17 protein-coding genes are annotated in these 17,640 nt (G+C 66.1%); 5 read left to right on the forward strand and 12 right to left on the reverse strand.

The annotated features are described in order from the left end of the window. Positions 1–15: 15 nt before the first annotated feature. Entirely contained in the window at positions 16–672 is a 657-nt protein-coding gene (locus tag CMASS_RS03545) for a GAP family protein (RefSeq protein WP_022862818.1), read from the forward strand. Here CMASS_RS03545 and CMASS_RS03550 read toward each other — a convergent pair. Continuing rightward, positions 647–1,129: a hypothetical protein gene (locus tag CMASS_RS03550; protein WP_156831779.1), complete on the reverse strand. Its 483-nt coding sequence runs from the start codon at positions 1,127–1,129 to the stop codon at positions 647–649. The two genes, CMASS_RS03545 and CMASS_RS03550, sit on opposite strands and share 26 nt — an antisense overlap. 35 nt (positions 1,130–1,164) lie before the next feature. On the opposite strand from CMASS_RS03550, the gene CMASS_RS03555 reads away from it, so the two are divergent. Next, on the forward strand, positions 1,165–2,034 hold the full coding sequence (locus CMASS_RS03555) for a patatin-like phospholipase family protein (RefSeq protein WP_022862816.1): 870 nt from the start codon (positions 1,165–1,167) through the stop codon (positions 2,032–2,034). A gap of 37 nt (positions 2,035–2,071) precedes the next feature. On the opposite strand, the gene CMASS_RS03560 is transcribed toward CMASS_RS03555, so the two are convergent. Continuing rightward, a complete protein-coding gene (locus tag CMASS_RS03560) occupies positions 2,072–3,706 on the reverse strand; it encodes a peptide chain release factor 3 (protein WP_022862815.1) in 1,635 nt (544 codons plus the stop codon). 95 nt (positions 3,707–3,801) lie between these two features. On the opposite strand from CMASS_RS03560, the gene CMASS_RS03565 reads away from it, so the two are divergent. Continuing rightward, complete coding sequence (locus tag CMASS_RS03565; RefSeq protein ID WP_022862814.1) at positions 3,802–4,323, forward strand: NADPH-dependent FMN reductase; 522 nt, start codon at positions 3,802–3,804, stop codon at positions 4,321–4,323. An 18-nt stretch (positions 4,324–4,341) separates the two neighbouring features. Here CMASS_RS03565 and pth (CMASS_RS03570) read toward each other — a convergent pair whose 3' ends face one another. After that, positions 4,342–4,971 carry an aminoacyl-tRNA hydrolase gene (pth, locus tag CMASS_RS03570; protein ID WP_022862813.1) on the reverse strand — a complete coding sequence of 210 codons (630 nt, stop codon included), beginning with the start codon at positions 4,969–4,971 and terminating at the stop codon, positions 4,342–4,344. Between the two features lie 31 nt (positions 4,972–5,002). On the opposite strand from pth (CMASS_RS03570), the gene CMASS_RS03575 reads away from it, so the two are divergent. After that, positions 5,003–6,025 carry a nitronate monooxygenase gene (locus CMASS_RS03575; RefSeq protein ID WP_022862812.1) on the forward strand — a complete coding sequence of 341 codons (1,023 nt, stop codon included), beginning with the start codon at positions 5,003–5,005 and terminating at the stop codon, positions 6,023–6,025. An 87-nt stretch (positions 6,026–6,112) separates the two neighbouring features. Here the strand turns inward: CMASS_RS03575 and CMASS_RS03580 are convergent, their stop codons facing one another. Further along, entirely contained in the window at positions 6,113–7,603 is a 1,491-nt protein-coding gene (locus CMASS_RS03580) for a histidine-type phosphatase (RefSeq protein ID WP_022862811.1), read from the reverse strand. A gap of 207 nt (positions 7,604–7,810) precedes the next feature. Between CMASS_RS03580 and CMASS_RS03585 the strand changes: the two genes are divergently transcribed. Next, entirely contained in the window at positions 7,811–9,202 is a 1,392-nt protein-coding gene (locus tag CMASS_RS03585; RefSeq protein WP_420536140.1) for a glyceraldehyde-3-phosphate dehydrogenase, read from the forward strand. A gap of 48 nt (positions 9,203–9,250) precedes the next feature. Here the strand turns inward: CMASS_RS03585 and ppk2 are convergent, their stop codons facing one another. From ppk2 to CMASS_RS03625, 8 genes are all read right to left on the reverse strand, one after another. Further along, the gene (gene ppk2, locus CMASS_RS03590) at positions 9,251–10,075 is read right to left on the reverse strand and encodes a polyphosphate kinase 2 (protein ID WP_022862809.1); all 825 of its coding nucleotides are present in this window, start codon (positions 10,073–10,075) and stop codon (positions 9,251–9,253) included. A 29-nt stretch (positions 10,076–10,104) separates the two neighbouring features. After that, the gene (locus CMASS_RS03595; protein ID WP_022862808.1) at positions 10,105–11,007 is read right to left on the reverse strand and encodes a fumarylacetoacetate hydrolase family protein; all 903 of its coding nucleotides are present in this window, start codon (positions 11,005–11,007) and stop codon (positions 10,105–10,107) included. 30 nt (positions 11,008–11,037) lie between these two features. Then, positions 11,038–11,589 carry an aminoacyl-tRNA hydrolase gene (pth, locus tag CMASS_RS03600; RefSeq protein ID WP_022862807.1) on the reverse strand — a complete coding sequence of 184 codons (552 nt, stop codon included), beginning with the start codon at positions 11,587–11,589 and terminating at the stop codon, positions 11,038–11,040. Positions 11,590–11,935: 346 nt separating this feature from the next. Then, positions 11,936–13,387, reverse strand: a complete 1,452-nt coding sequence (locus CMASS_RS03605; RefSeq protein WP_022862806.1) for an HNH endonuclease signature motif containing protein — start codon at positions 13,385–13,387, stop codon at positions 11,936–11,938. Between the two features lie 248 nt (positions 13,388–13,635). Continuing rightward, on the reverse strand, positions 13,636–14,298 hold the full coding sequence (locus tag CMASS_RS03610; RefSeq protein WP_022862805.1) for a 50S ribosomal protein L25/general stress protein Ctc: 663 nt from the start codon (positions 14,296–14,298) through the stop codon (positions 13,636–13,638). A 207-nt stretch (positions 14,299–14,505) separates the two neighbouring features. Continuing rightward, positions 14,506–15,573 (reverse strand): YkvI family membrane protein, encoded by a 1,068-nt coding sequence (locus CMASS_RS03615; RefSeq protein ID WP_273665905.1) that lies wholly within the window; start codon positions 15,571–15,573, stop codon positions 14,506–14,508. A 97-nt stretch (positions 15,574–15,670) separates the two neighbouring features. Beyond that, positions 15,671–16,447, reverse strand: a complete 777-nt coding sequence (locus CMASS_RS03620) for an SDR family NAD(P)-dependent oxidoreductase (RefSeq protein WP_022862804.1) — start codon at positions 16,445–16,447, stop codon at positions 15,671–15,673. 184 nt (positions 16,448–16,631) lie between these two features. Then, the gene (locus CMASS_RS03625) at positions 16,632–17,609 is read right to left on the reverse strand and encodes a ribose-phosphate diphosphokinase (RefSeq protein WP_022862803.1); all 978 of its coding nucleotides are present in this window, start codon (positions 17,607–17,609) and stop codon (positions 16,632–16,634) included. Between the last annotated feature and the right edge of the window lie 31 nt (positions 17,610–17,640).

Raw genomic sequence — 17,640 nt, forward strand, 5'->3', positions numbered from 1 at the left:
GGTAGGCTAAGCCGCATGCTCCACGCCGTGCTCTACGCGCTGGGCGATTCCGTCAACGCCCTGCTGATAGGAATCCTGGTGGCAATCGGCATCATGCTGCCGCGCGGGCGCTACCGGAAAATCGCGACGCTGGTCGTCATCGGCGACTGGCTCGGCGTCGTCGCGGCCGCGGCCGCCGTCCTGTTTTTCCTCCTCGGCGTGCGCGAGCGCATCCAGCACATTCTCGAATCTCCGGTCGCGGGCATCGTGCTCATCGTTGTCGGCATCGCGCTCGGCATCGGTGCGTGGCGTTCGCAGGGCAGCCCCAACGAACTAGTCCGGCGCCTCATGGAACCGTTGCAGCGCCCTTCGGCTACCACCGTGGGCATCGGCTTTGCGATGGGCGCCATCCAGTCCTTAACCTCCGTGCCCTTCTACTACGGCCTGCTGCACCTGGCCGCGACCGATCTCGCGCCCGCGACGCAGTACGTCGGGCTGGCGGTCTACGCCACGCTCGCGCTGTCGCTGCCGGTGGTGTGCGGGCTGTTTATCGCGGTTGTGCGCGCCCGCCCGGACAGCGCGGCCGGCCGCACCTTTGACGCCGCGCGCCGCAACTCCGCCCGCGTCGCACTGTGGGGCGGGCTGGCCGTCGCGGTCTTCCTGGTGATTATGGGCGGGGTGTCTCTTCTATAACCAGCCCGAGCCGCGCGGAGACTTCCACCTCCTGCGGGGCCGTGCCCAGCTTTGCGATGCCCACCCGTTCCTCACCGTCCACCGGAACCGCCCAGCCGTAGCGTGGATCGTGTACGGCGAGCGCCGCGCGCCAGGTGGGCACGAAGTACACGACCTCGCCGGCGGGTTTGCCCGCGCCCGCAGGACCGTGGAGGGCGGCGGACTCGTCGCGCGCGAGCGTTTCCTGCAGCGCGGCGGCCGCCTCTTGGTCGAGCACGACAATGACCATGCCCTCGGCCGTGGAGACCTGCAGCGTGCGCGCGGCGATGTCCACCGCGTGTTGTGGCGCCTGTCCGAGCTTGGGTTGGCGCCGAGACCGGCGCCGAGACCGCGTCCGGCCGCCCGTGTCGCCCGCGCTGTCGCTCCCGCTCCCGCCGGCGCCGCCCACAACCCGTTCGAGGAAATCCCGCAATCCCATGCCCGCCGAGCCTAGCCGAGTACTGTGGAGCCGCGATGATTGATGCACACCACATTGCACTCGTGCTCGAAGGCGGCGGGATGCGCAATTCGTATACGGCGCCGGGCATCGTCAAGCTGCTGGAACACGGCGTCGAATTCGGCTGGGTCGGCGGGGTCTCGGCGGGGGCGACGCACGCGCTCAACTACTTATCGCGCGATGCCGAGCGCGCCCGGGAGTGTTTCACCGACTTTGCCAACAACCCCAGCTTCGGCGGCGTCGGCTCGCTCGTGCGCGGGCGCGGATACTTCAACGCCGAGTACATCTACGAGCGCTCAGCGGATACGGACATGCCGTTCGACTACGAGGCGTTCCAGCAGCACCCGGCGGAGCTCAACCTGACCGCCACGCGCGCCGACACCGGCGAGAGTGTCTACTGGACGCGCGCCGACGTGCCGGACCTGCCGGGCCTGCTGGCGCGGGTGCGGGCATCGTCGACGCTTCCCGTCATCATGCCCATGCGGGTTATCGATGGCGTGCCGTTTGACGATGGCGCCCTAAGCGAACACGGCGGACTCCCTGTCGACCCAGCGCTCGAGGCGGGATACGACCGCGTGTTCTTCCTCGGTACGAAACCGCGCGACTACGTGCGCCCGGAGGTTCCGCGGCCGGGGCTGGTGCGCCGCGCCTTCCGCAAGAACCCGGCGGTAGCCGATGCGCTTATCGAACGCCCAGCGCGCTACAACGCCGTCAAAGACCGGCTGCTCGAGCTGGAAAAGGCCGGCAAGGCCTATCTGTTTTTCCCCGACGACATGCAGGTCACCTCCACCGAGCGCAACGTGGAAAAGCTGCACGCAAACTACGCGGCCGGAATGCGCCAGGTGGAACGGGAGTGGCCGGCGTGGGAGGAGTTTCTCCGCGCGTAGCCGCGGGCGCGTAGCCGCGGGCGCTAGACCGGCCGCGCTAGTCGGCGACGAGCGTGTCCATCGTCAGCTCGGGGTGTTCTTTCTCGATGAACTTGAGCTTCCACTTATCGCCAAACAGCGCGATGAGCTCGCCATCGGTGCGCGTGAAAATCTCCACGCCGCGCTGCCTGCCGAGCTCCGGCGCGGACTCGGCGTCGGTGCGCCGCGCGACGGAGTAGGGGATGGGCTCGGTGACCGTCTCAACGTTGTACTCGAGTTCCATGCGCGCCTGCATGACGTCGAACTGCATGGGGCCGACGGCGGCCATGACGGGGGCGGCATCGCCACGCGCGTCGTTGCGCAGGATCTGCACCACGCCCTCCGCGTCGAGCTGTTCGAGGCCCTTGCGGAACGCCTTGTACTTTCCCAACGACTTCGCGCGCAGGATGCGGAACGCCTCCGGCGCGAACTGCGGCATCGGCTTGAACTGGACCTTCTTGCCCTCGTAGATCGTGTCGCCCGGCGCGAGGGAGCCCGCGTTGACCAGACCGACGATGTCGCCGGGGTAGGCCTCCTCGACCGTGTCGCGCGTGCGGCCGAAGACGGTGAGCGCGTACTTGGTGGAAAAGCTGCGGCCCGATTGTGCGTGCGTGACCTGCATGCCGCGGCGGAACACGCCTGAGACCACACGCATAAATGCCAGCGTGTCGCGGTGCTTGCGGTCCATGCCGGCCTGCACCTTGAACACCACGCCGGAAAAGTCGTCGGCGACCGCGCGCGTTTCGTCCATTGCCTGCTGCGACGCCGCGAGCGCCCGCGGGTCGGAGTCGCGCTCCCGCGGCTGCGGGGCGATCGCGCACAGGGTGTCCAAGATCTGGTGCACGCCGAAGTTCAGCATCGCGGAGGCGAAGATCAGCGGCGAGGTCACGCACTGCTCGAACAGCTCCTGGTCGTGCAGCGCGCCGTCCGCGGCGAGTAGCTCGGCTTCCTCCTGCGCGGTCTCCCACGCCGCGCCCTCTTTCTCCGCCGCCGCGTCCGGGGCAAAGTGTTCCTCCGGCGCGATGGTCGAGCCGCCCGCGGTGCGCAAAAAGTGGATGTATTCGTCCGCCTCGCCGTCGTCGTTGACGTGCGCGAGGCCGCGGAAGTCACCCGCCTCGCCCACCGGCCAGTACAGAGGGGTGGGTTGGAGTTCGATTTCGTTGACGATTTCATCGACAAGCTCCAGCGCCTCCCGGCCGGCGCGGTCCCACTTGTTGATCACGGTGATGATCGGCAGCCCGCGGGACTTGCACACGCGGAACAGTTTCAGCGTCTGCGGCTCCAAGCCCTTGGCGGCGTCGATGAGCATGACCGCGGCGTCGACGGCGGTGAGCACGCGGTAGGTGTCCTCGGAAAAGTCCGCGTGGCCCGGGGTGTCCACGAGGTTGATCATGTACGGCGCGCCCGCGTGGCCCTCGGGGGCGTACTCGAACTGCAGCGCCGACGAGGCGACCGAGATGCCGCGCTCTTTTTCCATGTCCATCCAGTCGGACACCGTCGCCTTGCGGCCCGCTTTGCCGTGGACGGCGCCGGCCTCGTTGATGACGTGGGCGTGCAGCGCGAGCGCCTCGGTGAGCGTGGATTTACCGGCATCCGGGTGGGCGATGACGGCGAAGGTGCGGCGGCGGGAGGCTTCAGCGGCGACGGAACTCATGGTGGATAAGCTTAGCGGCCAGTCGCGGCGCCGCCGGAATCGGCGTGTATGATACGTCAACAAAGTGGCGCACTTGTCAGAAAGGTATGGAGAAAATGACCATTGGCATCATCGTTGGCAGCATCCGGCACGGCCGCGTGGGCACCCGCGTAGGCCAGTGGGTGGCCGAGCAGGTCGCGGACAGCGCGTTCGACTACGAACTGGTGGAGCTCGCCGACTGGGACATCCCGTTCGCCACCACCGAGGTCATCCCGGCCATGGCCGGCGGCACGTACGACGACCCGCGCGTGCAGGCCTGGGCCGACAAGGTGGCGGGCTTCGACGCGTTCGTCTTCGTCACCCCGGAGTACAACCGCAACGTGCCCGGCCCGTTCAAAAACGCCTTCGATTCGGTCGCGGAGTGGAAGGGCAAGCCGGTCACCTTCGTCGCCTACGGTTCCGGCGGCGGCCGCGCCGCGATTGCTGGCTGGCGCACCACCGTCACCGGGCTGCTGGCCATGGACCCGACCGCGTCTGACACCGCCCTGACCTTGGGGCGCGAGGGCGCCGTGCTTGACGATGCCGCCTCCCGCCAACTCCGCACCGCCATCGCCGAACTGGAGGGCAAGCTCTCGTAGACGGCCGGCGCGAGCTACTTACGTGCGGGCGTGAATGACGCTTTGCGCCTTGCCCAGCCCGTCGCGGGTGATAAGCCGCGCGCCCTCGGCGGCGGACTCGATCTGCTCGTCGAGCCCGGCTCCGGTGTCGATGCGGCTGAGCACCCAGTCCGGCACGCTCGTGCCCTTCGGCGGGCGGCCGATGCCGATGCGCACGCGCACAAAGTCCCGCGTGCCCAGGTGCTCGGTGAGCGACTTCAGCCCGTTGTGCCCGTTTTCGTTCCCGCCCGCCTTCAGCCGGACCTTGTGCGGCGGCAGGTCGAGTTCGTCGTGGATGGCAATCACGTGGTCCGGCGCCACCCCGAGCGCTTTTGCGAGCGGGCCAATCGCCTCGCCGGTGGTGTTCATGTAGGTGTCGGCGCGGACGGCGAGGATGTGGGCATCGTAAAGCGCGGCGTGGGCACGATGTCCCTTGACTGGCTGGAGGATGTCGCCGGTGGGCGCTAGGAGATCGTCGACCGCCATGTAGCCGACGTTGTGCCGCGTGCCCGCGTATTCCGGCTCCGGGTTGCCCAGGCCGACGATGAGCCAGTCGACGTCGAGCTCGCGCGGGTCAAGCGTGCGCGGGCGGCGGAACATGCGGGCAAAAAGCTTTTTGATAGCAGACACACAATCATCGTCTCACATACGCTGTGGCTCTATGAGCGCTGTTCTCGATTCCGTCGCCGCGTCCGTCCTCCCCGCGCCGATGGCCGGCGGGCCGACCACGCCCGCGCTGGTCCGCGCCGCCTGCGCCGCCTCGTCCTTTGGCACCCTCGCGTGGGGCACGTGCAGCGTCGAGGCCGCGCGCACGCAGGTCTTCCAGCTCGCCGCGGCGGGCTGCGAGCGCTTCGGGGTGAACCTGTTTCACCCGCAGACCCCGCTTGCCGATGCCGAGCTCACCACCGCCCGCGCCCTCGCCGCCGAGTTCGCGCCCGGGGACACTTGTGCAGCGCCCGATTACTCCTTCGGGTGGGACGCGAAGCTCCAGCTGGCGCTGTCCGCGGGCGCGTCGGTGGTGTGGTCGATGTTCGGCGCGTTCAGCCCCGCGGAGGTCACCCGCATTCACTCCGCGGGCGCCGAAGCCTGGACCACCGTCACCACCATCGACGAAGCGCAGTGCGCTGCGGCTGCGGGCGTGGACGTACTGTGCGTACAGGGGCCGGCGGCGGGCGGGCACCGCGGGACCTGGGACGTGCGTGCCGAACCCGACCCGCGGCCGCTTCCGCAGCTCGTGCGGGAGGTTGCCGCCGCAGTCCCCGGCGTTCCGCTGCTCGCTGCCGGTGGCGCGCGCACCAGTGCCGATGTCACCACGCTCCTCAACCTGCCGCACGTACGGAAGGTGGTGTGCGGCTCGCCGTTCCTGCTTGCCGAGGAGGCGGGGACGAGTCGGGACAATAGCCGAGCCATTGCCGCCTGTGGCGCTCACCACGCCGACGAGGGGCTCGGGGACCCGACGGTGACCACGCGGGCGTTTTCGGGGCGGTATGCCCGGGGCATCGCCACGCGCTTTACTGAAGAGCACCCGGACCTGCCCGCGGTTTACCCGCTGCTCAACCGCATCCTCGCGCCGCGGCGCAAGACTGGGGACCCCGATGTGGCGTACTGCCTGGTGGGCGCGCGGCCATCGCAGATCCGGCGCGGCAGCACCGCCGGCATCCTCTCCGCTCTCGAACCGCAGTGAGTCTGCGCTGCCGCGGAACGGGTGAAAGCGGACAAGGGATAAAGGACAACGAGAAAGCGGCAGCGGGCGGCGAGAATGCAGGCGGCTTCAGAAGGCGGTCAGCGCTGAACTAAGCCGCGCGCTGCTCGTGGAACTGCCCGGGCCAGGGCTGTCCGGTCCCGAGCCCGCGCCGCCGCCGGTGCCCAAGTGCGCATGCGCGTGGTCCGACGACGCGCCGAGTGGGAGGCAAGACTCTAACTCGTCAAGCGTGTAGAACCGCGAGCCCTCCGCAATCGGTTCGCACCCTGCATGGAACGGGATTTCCGCCTCGTTGTACAGCATGCGCACGATTGTCTCTCCGGCAGTGTTTTGGAACTCGTCCCACTGGATATTCGCGGCCATCGGTGAGACCGCATCACCCCGCCACGCCGAATTCGACCGATCCATCACCTCGTCTGCCGGAACCCCAGCCTCCGAACCTGGCAGCCGCAAAAGTGCTGCTAGCGGGATGATGGTCTCCGCATGGCCGAACCGGAAATCGGCCGCGACCGGCCCGCCGTTGGCGCGGTCGCGCATGCCGCGGAGGACATCGTCAAGCAATGGCTCGTAGTTGTCGTAGGACACCGTCTCCCCAGCAATGCCGGGGCCTTTTTCGTAGAAATCCTCCACGTCCAACAGCCACGCAAAGGTGGGCCCGTCGGCAGGGTCGATGTACTCGTGGAATATCCAGTCGCCGCCCATCGCCGGGGCGATGAGGTACAGGTTGTAGAACTGCAGCGCCGCCTCGACCGGCCCCGACACCGTCTTGTCGGGGTTTCCGCGGCCCTGGAAACTCCGGTCGTCGAGGCTTTCAAGAAACTCCGGTGTGAAGATGTGCGACAACAACCCCACGGCGGCCTCGCGCGCGGCGGGAGATTCGTGGGCGTGCCGGACCTTCGCCTTGACCACCTCGCCGTTCTTCCACTCGCTGTAGCGCGCAAAGCTTTCCGCCGCCTTGTCCTTGTGCGCATACAACAGCTCCGGCGTCTCAGTGATGTCGGCGCGCCGGCCCAGGCCATCGAGGACCAGCTCAGCGGATTCGGTCGCGCGGTCCTGGCCGGACGAGGTGACTGCGATGTCGTGGGCGCCGTCGAAAAGCCACTGGTTGCGCTGGGCATTACGCTTGCCGATGCCCCGCAGCTCCCCACGCCCCACCTCCGTGAGGTTGCCGTACCCGCTGGCACCATCGGGTCCGGTGAGCTGCTCGTTGGCCGCGTGCAGGGCGTGCACCTGCGGGATGAGGCGCTCGCCGAGCTCGGTGAGCTGGCCTTCCGCGGCGGCCGCCTGGAGCATTTGTTCCGCGAGGTCGTCGTACTTCCAGCTCGACAGTCCCCGGGAGCCGTGGCGGTTCACGCTCGCGGTGTAGATCTGCTCAAACCCGTCCGGCGCGGGGGAGTAGGACTCGATCGACGCTTGGGGCGAATAGGGCTGCTTGGTGGAGTAGAACGTTGCGGTGGACTCGGCGGCAGTTGCGGCCTCGGCGGGCGTGGGTGCGGAAAGAGGCAGAAGGGCCGTGGCAGCTCCGATGGCCACGATGGCGCGGGCAGGGCGAAAACTCATGCCCGCACGGTAGGACGCCCGGGTGGCGGGGCGGTGAACGCCGGGTGAACACACGCCCCACCCAATAGGCCGGAATCGCGGCGCTGAATGGATAAGATGAGGGCGGAAAATTTTTGTTTCCCACCCCCGATTGTTAATGAAGGATGGTTTACCGTGGCCGCTAACGCACACGAGCAGTGGTACGAGCGCCTGGAGCTGGCTCAGGAGATGCTCCCCCTCATCCACCGGCTGCACCGCAAGAACAACGTCGTCACCTCGATCTTCGGCCGCCGCCTGCTCGGCATGACCGACATCGAGATCATGAAGGCGCACCGCTTTGCCCGCCGCGTGGCCCAGCGCGAGCTTTCGCCCGAGGAGACCCTGCCCATCCTGCGCGAGCTGGTCGACATGGACCTGGGGACCTCGTCCATCGACCTGGGCCGCCTGGTTCTGAAGTTCGCTGATTCCGGCGAGCAGGACCTTGCAGCGTTCCTCAAGGCAGAGCTTGGCGATGTCATCGGCACCAGCACCCAGTCCGAGCCCACCGACGTCGTGCTCTACGGCTTCGGGCGCATCGGCCGCCTGCTCGCCCGCATCCTGGTCTCCCGCGAGGCCTCGGTTGGAGGTGTGCGCCTGCGCGCGATTGTGGTGCGTAAGAAGGGTGATGGGGACATCGTCAAGCGTGCCTCGCTCCTGCGTCGCGACTCCGTCCACGGCGCCTTCAACGGCACCATCACCGTCGACGAGGAAAACGAGGTCATCTGGGCCAACGGCACCAAGATCCAGATGATCTACGCCAACGACCCGGCCGACATCGACTACACCTCCTACGGCATTGACGATGCCATCGTGGTGGACAACACCGGCGCCTGGCGCAACCGCGAGGGGCTGGCACAGCACCTGCAGTCCAAGGGCGTGGCCCGCGTGCTGCTCACCGCGCCGGGCAAGGGCGACATCAAGAACATCGTCTACGGCATCAACGACAACGACATCGAGGACAGCGACACCATCCTGTCCGCCGCGTCGTGCACCACCAACGGCATCACGCCGGTGCTCAAGGTCATCGGCGACCGCTACGGCGTGGCGCACGGCCACGTCGAGACCGCGCACTCGTTCACCAATGACCAGAACCTGATTGATAACTACCACAAGGGCCCGCGCCGCGGCCGTGCGGCGGGCCTGAACATGGTGTTGACCGAGACCGGCGCGGCCAAGGCCGTGTCCAAGGCGCTGCCGGAGTTCGAGGGCAAGCTCACCGGTAACGCCATCCGCGTTCCCACCCCGGACGTGTCGATGGCCGTGCTCAACCTGGAGCTCGAGCGCGAGGTGGAACGCGACGAGGTCAACGACTTCCTGCGCGCCGTCTCGTTGGAGTCCAACCTGCGTCAGCAGATCAGCTACATCGCGTCGCCGGAGGTCGTGTCCAACGACTTCGTTGGCTCGACGCACGCGGGTGTGGTTGATGGGCTGGCGACCATCGCTAATGGCAAGCACCTGGTGCTCTACGTCTGGTACGACAACGAGTTCGGCTACTCCAACCAGGTCGTCCGCATCGTGGAGAAGCTGGCGGGCGCGCGCCTGCAGGTCCTGCCGGAGCGCAAGGACATCTCCGAGCTGTAGCGTGTTCGGCGCTGCCTTCCGGTCGCGGTGAGGCAGCGCCGCGCTACATTACTTTTCCAGCTTAGCGGCTACGTCGGGGACGTAGCGGAACTCGCGACGGTCCGGGCGCTGGTACTCCTCGCCGTCGGAGGCGGGCCGTTCCGGAATCTCCGGCATCTCGCGCTCGATCTTCTCGTACGGGATCGTGTCGAGCAGGTGCGCGATGACGTTGATGCGCGAGCGCTTCTTGTCCTCCGACTCGACCGTGTACCACGGCGCGGTGGGCGTGTCGGTGTGGATGAACATCGCGTCCTTCGCGCGCGAGTAGTCCTCCCAGCGCGTGATGGACTGGAGATCCATCGGGGAGAGCTTCCAGCGGCGCAGCGGGTCGTTGCGGCGCGATTCGAAACGCGCGATCTGCTCTTCGTCGGAGACGGAGAACCAGTACTTGCGGAGGATGATGCCGTCCTCGACAAGCATTTGCTCCAGAATCGGCGCCTGGTGGAGGAAGCGGACGTATTCCTGGTCGGTGCAAAAGCCCATGACGCGCTCGACGCCGGCGCGGTTGTACCAGGAGCGATCGAAGATGACGATTTCGCCCTTGGTCGGCAGCTTTTCGATGTACCGCTGGAAGTACCACTGGCCCTGCTCGCGGGAATCGGGGGCGGGCAGCGCCTCGACGCGGCACGAGCGCGGGTTCAGGTACTGGGTGATGCGCTTGATGGCCGAACCTTTGCCGGCGGCGTCGCGACCTTCCATGATGATGACAACGCGGGCGCCGGTTTCGACGACCCATTGCTGCATGTCCACCAGCTCGGCTTGCAGGCGGCGAAGTTCCTTCTCGTAGGCCTTCTTGCGCAGCTTGCGCGGGGCCTTGTCGGGTTTCTTGCTCATGGTCATAGACCTTAATGCGTGCTGGGTGGTTAATCGAAGACGGTGGTGTTGGCGATGTAGCCTAAGCCGTCGATGGCGACGCGGGCTGTGTCCCCGTCGCGGAGGAACTCGTTGCGGGCGAAGCCGACGCCTTCGGGAGTGCCCGTGGCGATGACGTCGCCGGGGTTCAAGGGGTAGAGCTGGGAGCAAAAGCTCACCAGCTTGGCGATGGAAAATATCAAATCGTCCGTATCGTCCTTCTGGCGCACTTCGGAGAAAACCTGAGGTGAAAAGCCCTCTTCGGCGTCCTGCCCCGCCGCGTCACTCTGAGCCGCATCGGTACTCGGCTCTTTTCTGCAGACCGTGGTGGTGAGGGTGGCGTGGTTGCCGGGGCTCCACTCATCGGCAGTCGTGAGCCAGGGCCCGAAGCCGGCGGTGCGGTAAAACGACTTCCCGGCGTGGAACTGGGTGGTCGCGCGCTGGAAGTCGCGCAGGGTGTAGTCGTTGATGATGCTGTAGCCGGCGACGAATCCAGGCGCGTCCTCTTCGCCCACGCGGTGCGCGCGATCGCCGATGACCACGGCGAGTTCCCCTTCGTAATCGGGTGTATGTTGCGCGTAGTCCGGCAGGTGGATGTCGTCGTACGGGCCGGTCAGTGCGTCGGCGAACTTGATGAACAGGGTGGGCTGGTCGGGGAACTCGCGCCCCATCTCGCGGACATGTTTGGCGTAGTTGAGGCCCACGCAGATGATCTTTTCTGGGCGCGGGATGACGGGAGCGAGGTCGCGCGGGTCGAAGACAATCGGCTCGCCGGACAGCTGGGCGGCCTTGCGCCAATCGCCGGTGCGCAGCAGCTCGCCGACATCCGCATGGTCGAGCTCGACGCCCACGCCGTCGCCTTCCACGCGGATAGTGGTGGTTCCGTAAGCAGTTCGCAGCGTAGCCAGTTTCATGGTGCTGCAGTCTACTTTCGCCGCAGCGCGTCAGGCGGGGCGGAGGACCTGGTCGGCGGCGTCGGCGGTGATGATGGGGACATCGGCAAGCTCGCGCTTGGCAAACCGCTGCAGGACGAACGCTGCCGGATCCATGCGGCCCGGCGGGCGGCCGATGCCCACGGATAGGCGCTGATAGTCCTTGGTGCCGAGGGACTTGGTGATAGACCGCAGGCCGTTGTGGCCGTGATCGCCGCCGCCCATGCGCAGCCGGACGCGGCCGAAATCGAGCTCCAGCTCGTCGTGCGCGACGATGATGTCGGCGGGCGCGGCGCCGAAGTAGTTCGCGAGCGCCTTGACCGCGCCGCCCGAGAGGTTCATGTACGTGCGCGGCTTGGCCAGGACGACCCGGCGGGGAAGCAGCCGGCCGGCGGCGAGCTCCGCGACCTCGGCGTTGGTCTTCTTGTGCACGGCGAAGTCGGCGGGCATGGGGGTAGCGCGGCTGGCGATTTCCTCGACCACCGCGAACCCGATGTTGTGGCGAGTGTCGTCGTACTTCGGGCCCGGATTGCCCAGGCCGACGATGAGCAGGGGAGCGTCCATGGCGCTAATTGTGCCATTCGCGGGGGCTGCACCGCGTGCTTGCTCATCGTCGTGTGGGGTCGCTGTTTTGGGGCATGCGTTTAGCCCCGTCCCGCGCTTCTTTTTGCGGTCGGGTTCACGGTACGGCGGGTTCACGGTACGGCGGGTTCACGGTACGGCGGGTTAACGTTACGGCGGGTTCACGCCCAGCCGGTGTCGCGCCCGCTCAGAGGCCGACTCGTCCCGTCTTCATCTCGGCCGGGGTTTGTCGGCCGAGGTTTGTCGGTCGGGCGCGCTGCCGCTGTGGTGCAGTGTGTCCTCGGGCGGTGTCGATTTCTCCCTCTGCGCTCCTTTAGTGCCTGCGCTTTCAGTGAGGCGCGGCGGCTTTTGCGGGGTGGTAGGTGGTGGCCCAGGGTGGGATGCGGCGGACTTTGCCGTTGACGCGTTCTAGTCTGCCGCGGCGGGGTGTCGACGGGTCGTCGTCGTTGACGCCGTTGTGGTACGGGCAGGCAACGGTGAGGTTTTCTGGGTTGGTGTGCCCGCCATACTTCCACGCTTTCAAGTGGTGAATCTGTGCGGTCTCTGCCGGGTGGTAGCACCCGTCCCATGGGCAGGTGGGGTTTTCAGCCATCGCCATCAACCGCTGCTTGGTGTTGGCAAACCGGCTCAACCGGTACAGGTTCACCGGCCCTTTAACCGGGTGGACAAGCGTGACAAGACCAATATCGGCCAACATCCGGCTAACCAGGTCGCGGCCGGTAATGGTCGCCCCGTTGGTCATCTTTAACAAAACATCATCGCCGGTGCCGTCGTCGTCATTGAGGATTTCGGTGAGTTGGTCGAGCGTGATAATCACATTCGTCCGCAACCCGGCGACCACCTGCTTCGCTTCGGTGGCCGCCCCGCATTCGGTGCAGGTGACGTGCTGGGTAGCAACCTCAGGTGCCGGCGCGGGGCAATCCGGACCATCGGTACCAGCCGAGGCGGTAGGGACAGCACCGTCAGTGTTGGCGGCTGCTTCGTCGTCCAGCGTGGTCTGGGCGGTTCCTTCGGGGTCGGCCCCAAGAGCGTCTTTAGTTCTTTCCGTGGCGGTGCGTTCGTGCCCGCGGATCAGTCCGATCAGATCCTCTGGGGTGTCGATGTGTTGGAGCATTTCGGCGACTTGGTCGCTGCTGCCGTGCAGTTTCAGCGTCCACGGATCACCCGGCTTGCGGCGGATAACGCTGCAGCCAGGCTCCGGTGGCTTCGGTGGCCCTTTGAGCTCGCGGGCTAAGGTGCGGGCGATTGATTTAATCGCGCTGGTCGTACCGGTATGGCGTGCGGCGTGGTGCCGGAGCTTCCATTTGTCTACCGCGGGTTTGATGGTGTTGGCATGCTTTTCGATGACCAACAGGGTGGCAAGGTTGTGCCGGTTCGCCCGGATGGCGCTAATGGTTTCTTCCTGCAGCCGGTTGTAGGCGGTCTGGCCGAAGTAGATGTCAGCGAGTTTGGCTAAGTCCTGCGCGGTGGTGTCCGGCACCCCGAGGGCTATTAGGTCGTCTCGTGTGTGGGTGCGGCAGGCGTTGAGGAGTCCAAGGCTGTCGGATAAGAGGCCGGCGAAGACTTCGAGAATCGATGGGTGCGGGGATCCATCCGGGCCGGAAAATCCGGCCGAGTCGCCCGGGTCGGGAAACCCGGTCGAGTCGGGCGGCGGAGAATGGCTCAGGCGGTTATCCGAACTCGAGGCGCGATCGCCGGAGGCGCGGTCGCCGGCGGCGCGGTCGACGGCGGTCCGGTTGGCGCGGGAAGAGGCTGCGATATTTGGGTTCATCTGCGTCATGCGCTTGAACCTAAGCCAGCTCGCAACCAGAAGCTAGGGGAGGAACAATCGCCTGTGGATAACCCGCATTCGAAGATCTGGTTTGAACATCAACCGGCCAAGTCATCCACATTTTCCGGGAAAATTCCGCGTCCGGGGAACCTGCGCCGACCAGGTGCCTACCCCTGGGGCGGAAGGGGTGAAAACGCGGAAGACCCCGCCTGGAAAGTCCAAGCGGGGTGCACGCAAGAGGAAGGGGGGGGGGAGGTTTACTCCTCGTCCTTCTTCTCCTCGCCCTCGGAAGCGCCTTCGTCCTCGGAATCGGCACCAGCGTCGGCGCCGCCTTCCTCGGCCTCAGCAGCGGCTTCCTCGAGCTCCTCGTCAACCTCCGGCTCGGAGATGGAGACGATGACGGTCTCGCCATCGGCAACCAGCGTGGTGTCCTCCGGCATAGTGAGGTCGGCGGCGGTGACGACGGTGCCGTTCTCCAGACCCTCGATGGAGACGGTGATCTCCTCCGGGATGTTGAGAACGTCGGCCTCGACCAGCAGGACGTCGGCGTCCTGGACGGACATCATGCCCGGGGCCGGCTCGCCCTCGAGCATGACCGGGACCTCGACCTCGACCTTCTCGCCGCGGCGGATGGACAGCAGGTCGATGTGGTCGATGTCGAGCGTGAGCACGTTCTGCTCGATCTGCTTGACCATGGTGAGGTGCTGCTCGCCGTCGATCTCCAGCTCGAGAACTGCGTTGACGCCGTTGTAACGGATCAGGGTCTCAATCTCGAGCAGCGGGACAGCGAAGTGAATCGGGTCGGTGTTCGGGCCGTAGATAACGCCCGGAACCTTCCACTCGCGGCGCAGGCGGCGTGCCGCACCCTTGCCGAATTCGTTGCGGGCCTCTGCCTTGACTACGGGGCGCTTGTTGGCCATGGGGATCTCCTAACCATCGGAAAGTACATTTCAGGCAAGGACCCCACGCGCGGGCGCGTTAACGATATGGAAAAAGCCTGCGGATACACGTCTGGGGCGAGTATCGCAGGCTTGCAATAGTTCACATCGCGTCGATAACGGCCCTTACTTCAAGAGCCCTCGCCGAGACGGAGTTAAAGCTAGCACGCCCGGCAAGCGCGGAGCAAGCTACCGCGCCCCGACCGCTGCGGGGATGCGCTCTTCAACGGCAACAGCACCGCGGCCACCGCGCCACCACGAGTAGATGAGCACGCCCATCATGAAGATGCCGATGTAGCCCAAGATGGGGAAGACGAACCCGATGAGCGAGACGAAATCGACCAACGAGAGCACGAAGCACAGCGCCAGGAGGGCAAACGCGACGGCCGAAAAACGCCGCCCGGAGCCGGACACGCGCCGCGACAGGCTGTAGTAGTTGCCCACGCACGTGGAGAAAATCATCAGGTAGATAACCACCGACGCGAACACGCCAAGCCCGGAGTTCATCTCCGTGACCATGGCCAGGGTCGGCAGCAACTCGGTGGAGATCGCCTCGGCGTTGAACAGCAGCGCCACGACCATCATCAGCAGCAACGTGCCGAACAAGACCCCGGCGAGGATGCCCGTGCGGCCCGCCTGCGTGCCGATGCTCGTCGCACCGCCCATGACAATGCCCATCGACACACAGCCCATCAGGTTGATGCCGACGTAGTTGACGGTCGAGACCCACCAGTTGGGCAGGCCGGTCTCGATAGTGCCCTGGGCGTACTGCACGGACGCGGAGAGATCCGCCGGCGGGTTGACGTACGCGTGCACCGCCGCGATGAGGAACAGGACGATGATGAGCGGCGTGACCGCGCTGATGACATCGGTGATTTTGTCCACGTTGAGCGCTCCGACGAGGGCGACGAGCGCGACCATGACCGCGGAGCCGACCCAGGCCGGCAGGCCCCACTGCTGTTCGAGGTTGGCGCCGGTGCCGGCGAGCATCACGAAGCAGATGCAAAACTGCGCGAACGTGATGGAATAGTCGAGGAATGTCGCCACCGCCGGGTGGGTGACTTTCCGGAAGACCTCGTCGTGGGAGGCGGCGCGGTAAAAGCTGCCGTAGCGCATGAGGATCATCGTGGTCAACGCCATGAGCGCCATGGCGGCGATCGCGCCGAGCACACCCCACCACCCGAAAGCCGCGTAGTACTGGAGGATTTCCTGGCCCGAGGCGAATCCGGCGCCGACGGCGCAGCTGAAAAATGCCATGGCCATAACGACTGTGCGTTTCATGTGGGGTCAGACCTTTCTGGAATGAGCCACGTGGCGCGGAGAAAGGTGAAAAGAGGGCGCCACGCGGAGGCGATTAACTCACCCCGGCGGTGTACCCGCCGTCAACGGGGTGATCGGAACCGGTGATGTAGGACGCATCCTTGCTGAGGAGGAACCGAATAAGCGGGGCTACCTCCGCGGGCGTACCTAGTCGCCCGAGCGGATGCCGGTTGACCGTGTCAGCCACGTCCTTTTCGTCCATGCTGGTGGAGATAAGCGCACCGCGGACGAAGGCCGGGCTAACGGAGTTAATTCGAATCGCCTTCGAGGCATATTCCAGGGCCGCGGACTTGGTCAGTCCGACGATGCCGTGCTTGGCCGCGCTGTAGGCGGCGTTGCCCTTCACGCCCAGCTGGCCGTGGATGGAGGAGATGTTCACAATCGCGCACTGCGAGGTGCGTTCCTGGTCCATGAACTGTTCCAGCTGGTAGCGCATGGCGTAGGCGACGCCGTTCAAGTTGGACGAGATGAGCCGGTCCCACTCGGAGATGGAGTAGGTGCCCAGCGTTTCGGCCTCGCGGGCGTAGCCGGCGGAGTTAACCGCGAGGTGGAGGCCGCCGTAGGTCTCGACGGCGAATTCGACGGCCGCCTGGTTGTCTTCCTCGGAGGCGATGTCCATGAGGAAGCCGGTGGCCTCACCGCCGGCGCTGCGGATCTCGTCCACGACGGTGTCGACCTGCTCGCGGCGCAGGTCCGCCACGACGACCTTCGCGTCCCACTCGGCGAGTTCCTTCGCCGCGGCCGCGCCGATGCCGTAGCCGCCGCCCGTCACGATGGCGACACGGCCGTCAAAACCAGAAAACCTACCCATGAAGCGTTGTCCTTTCTCGTCGACGCGGAAGATGCGGTTAACGCTTCAGGGTAGTGGAATCTGAAATATCGCGAAGCTTTTCTTGCAACCTGCGTCACAATCAAAGCGGCACCGTGCGTGACCATGCCCTGCGTGACGATGCGACCGGCACCGCGCCGGCCTCCGCGCGGTGCCGGAGAAGCCGTTACGCCTCGCCCTCGAAGAGGGTGGTCACCGAGCCGTTTTCGAAGATCTCGTGGATCGTGCGCGCGAGCAGCGGCGCAATCGACAGAACGGTGAGGTTGGACCAGCCCTCGGTGGACTGCGGGAGGGTGTCGGTGGTGATGACTTCCTCGGCGCCGCACTGGGAGAGGCGCTCGCGGGCCGGGTCGGAGAACACGCCGTGGGTGCAGGCGATGATGACCTTCTGCGCGCCGGCCTCCTTGAGCACGCGGACGGCGCCGGCGATGGTGCCGCCGGTGTCGATCATGTCATCGAGAAGAATGCAGTCCTTGCCCTCGACGTCGCCGACGACGCGGTTGGACACGACCTTGTTCGCCTCGTCCACGGAGCGGGTCTTGTGCACGAAGGCCATCGGGGCGCCGTCGAGCTCGTTGGCCCACTTCTCGGCGGTCTTCACGCGGCCGGCATCCGGGGAGACGACGGTCATGTTGGCCGTGTCGTACTTGTCCTTGATGTAGCCGGTGAGGATCGGCATGGCGTGCATGTGATCGACCGGGCCGTCGAAGAAGCCCTGGATCTGGTCGGTGTGCAGGTCGACCGAGACGATGCGGTCGGCGCCGGCGGTCTGGAGGAGATCCGCGATAAGACGGGCGGAGATCGGCTCGCGGCCGCGGTGCTTCTTATCCTGACGCGCGTAGGGGTAGAAAGGCAGGATCGCGGTGATGCGCTTGGCGGAGCCACGCTTGAGTGCATCGATCATGATGAGCTGCTCCATGAGCCACTTGTTGAGCGGCTGGTTGTGCGCCTGCATCACAAAGCAGTCGGCGCCGCGCACGGACTCTTCGAAGCGGATGAAAATCTCGCCGTTGGCGAAGTCACGCGCGGTGGTGGGAACGAGCTCGGTGCCCAGTTCCTTGGCCACGGCCTCACCGAGTTCCGGGTGCGCACGCCCGGAAAACAGCTTCATGTTCTTGTGACTTTCAGTTACCTTGCCGGTCATAAGCCTTCCTTGCACTGTATCGGTTTCAGCC

The sequence above is a fragment of the Corynebacterium massiliense DSM 45435 genome, from assembly GCF_028609805.1.
Taxonomy (GTDB): domain Bacteria; phylum Actinomycetota; class Actinomycetes; order Mycobacteriales; family Mycobacteriaceae; genus Corynebacterium; species Corynebacterium massiliense.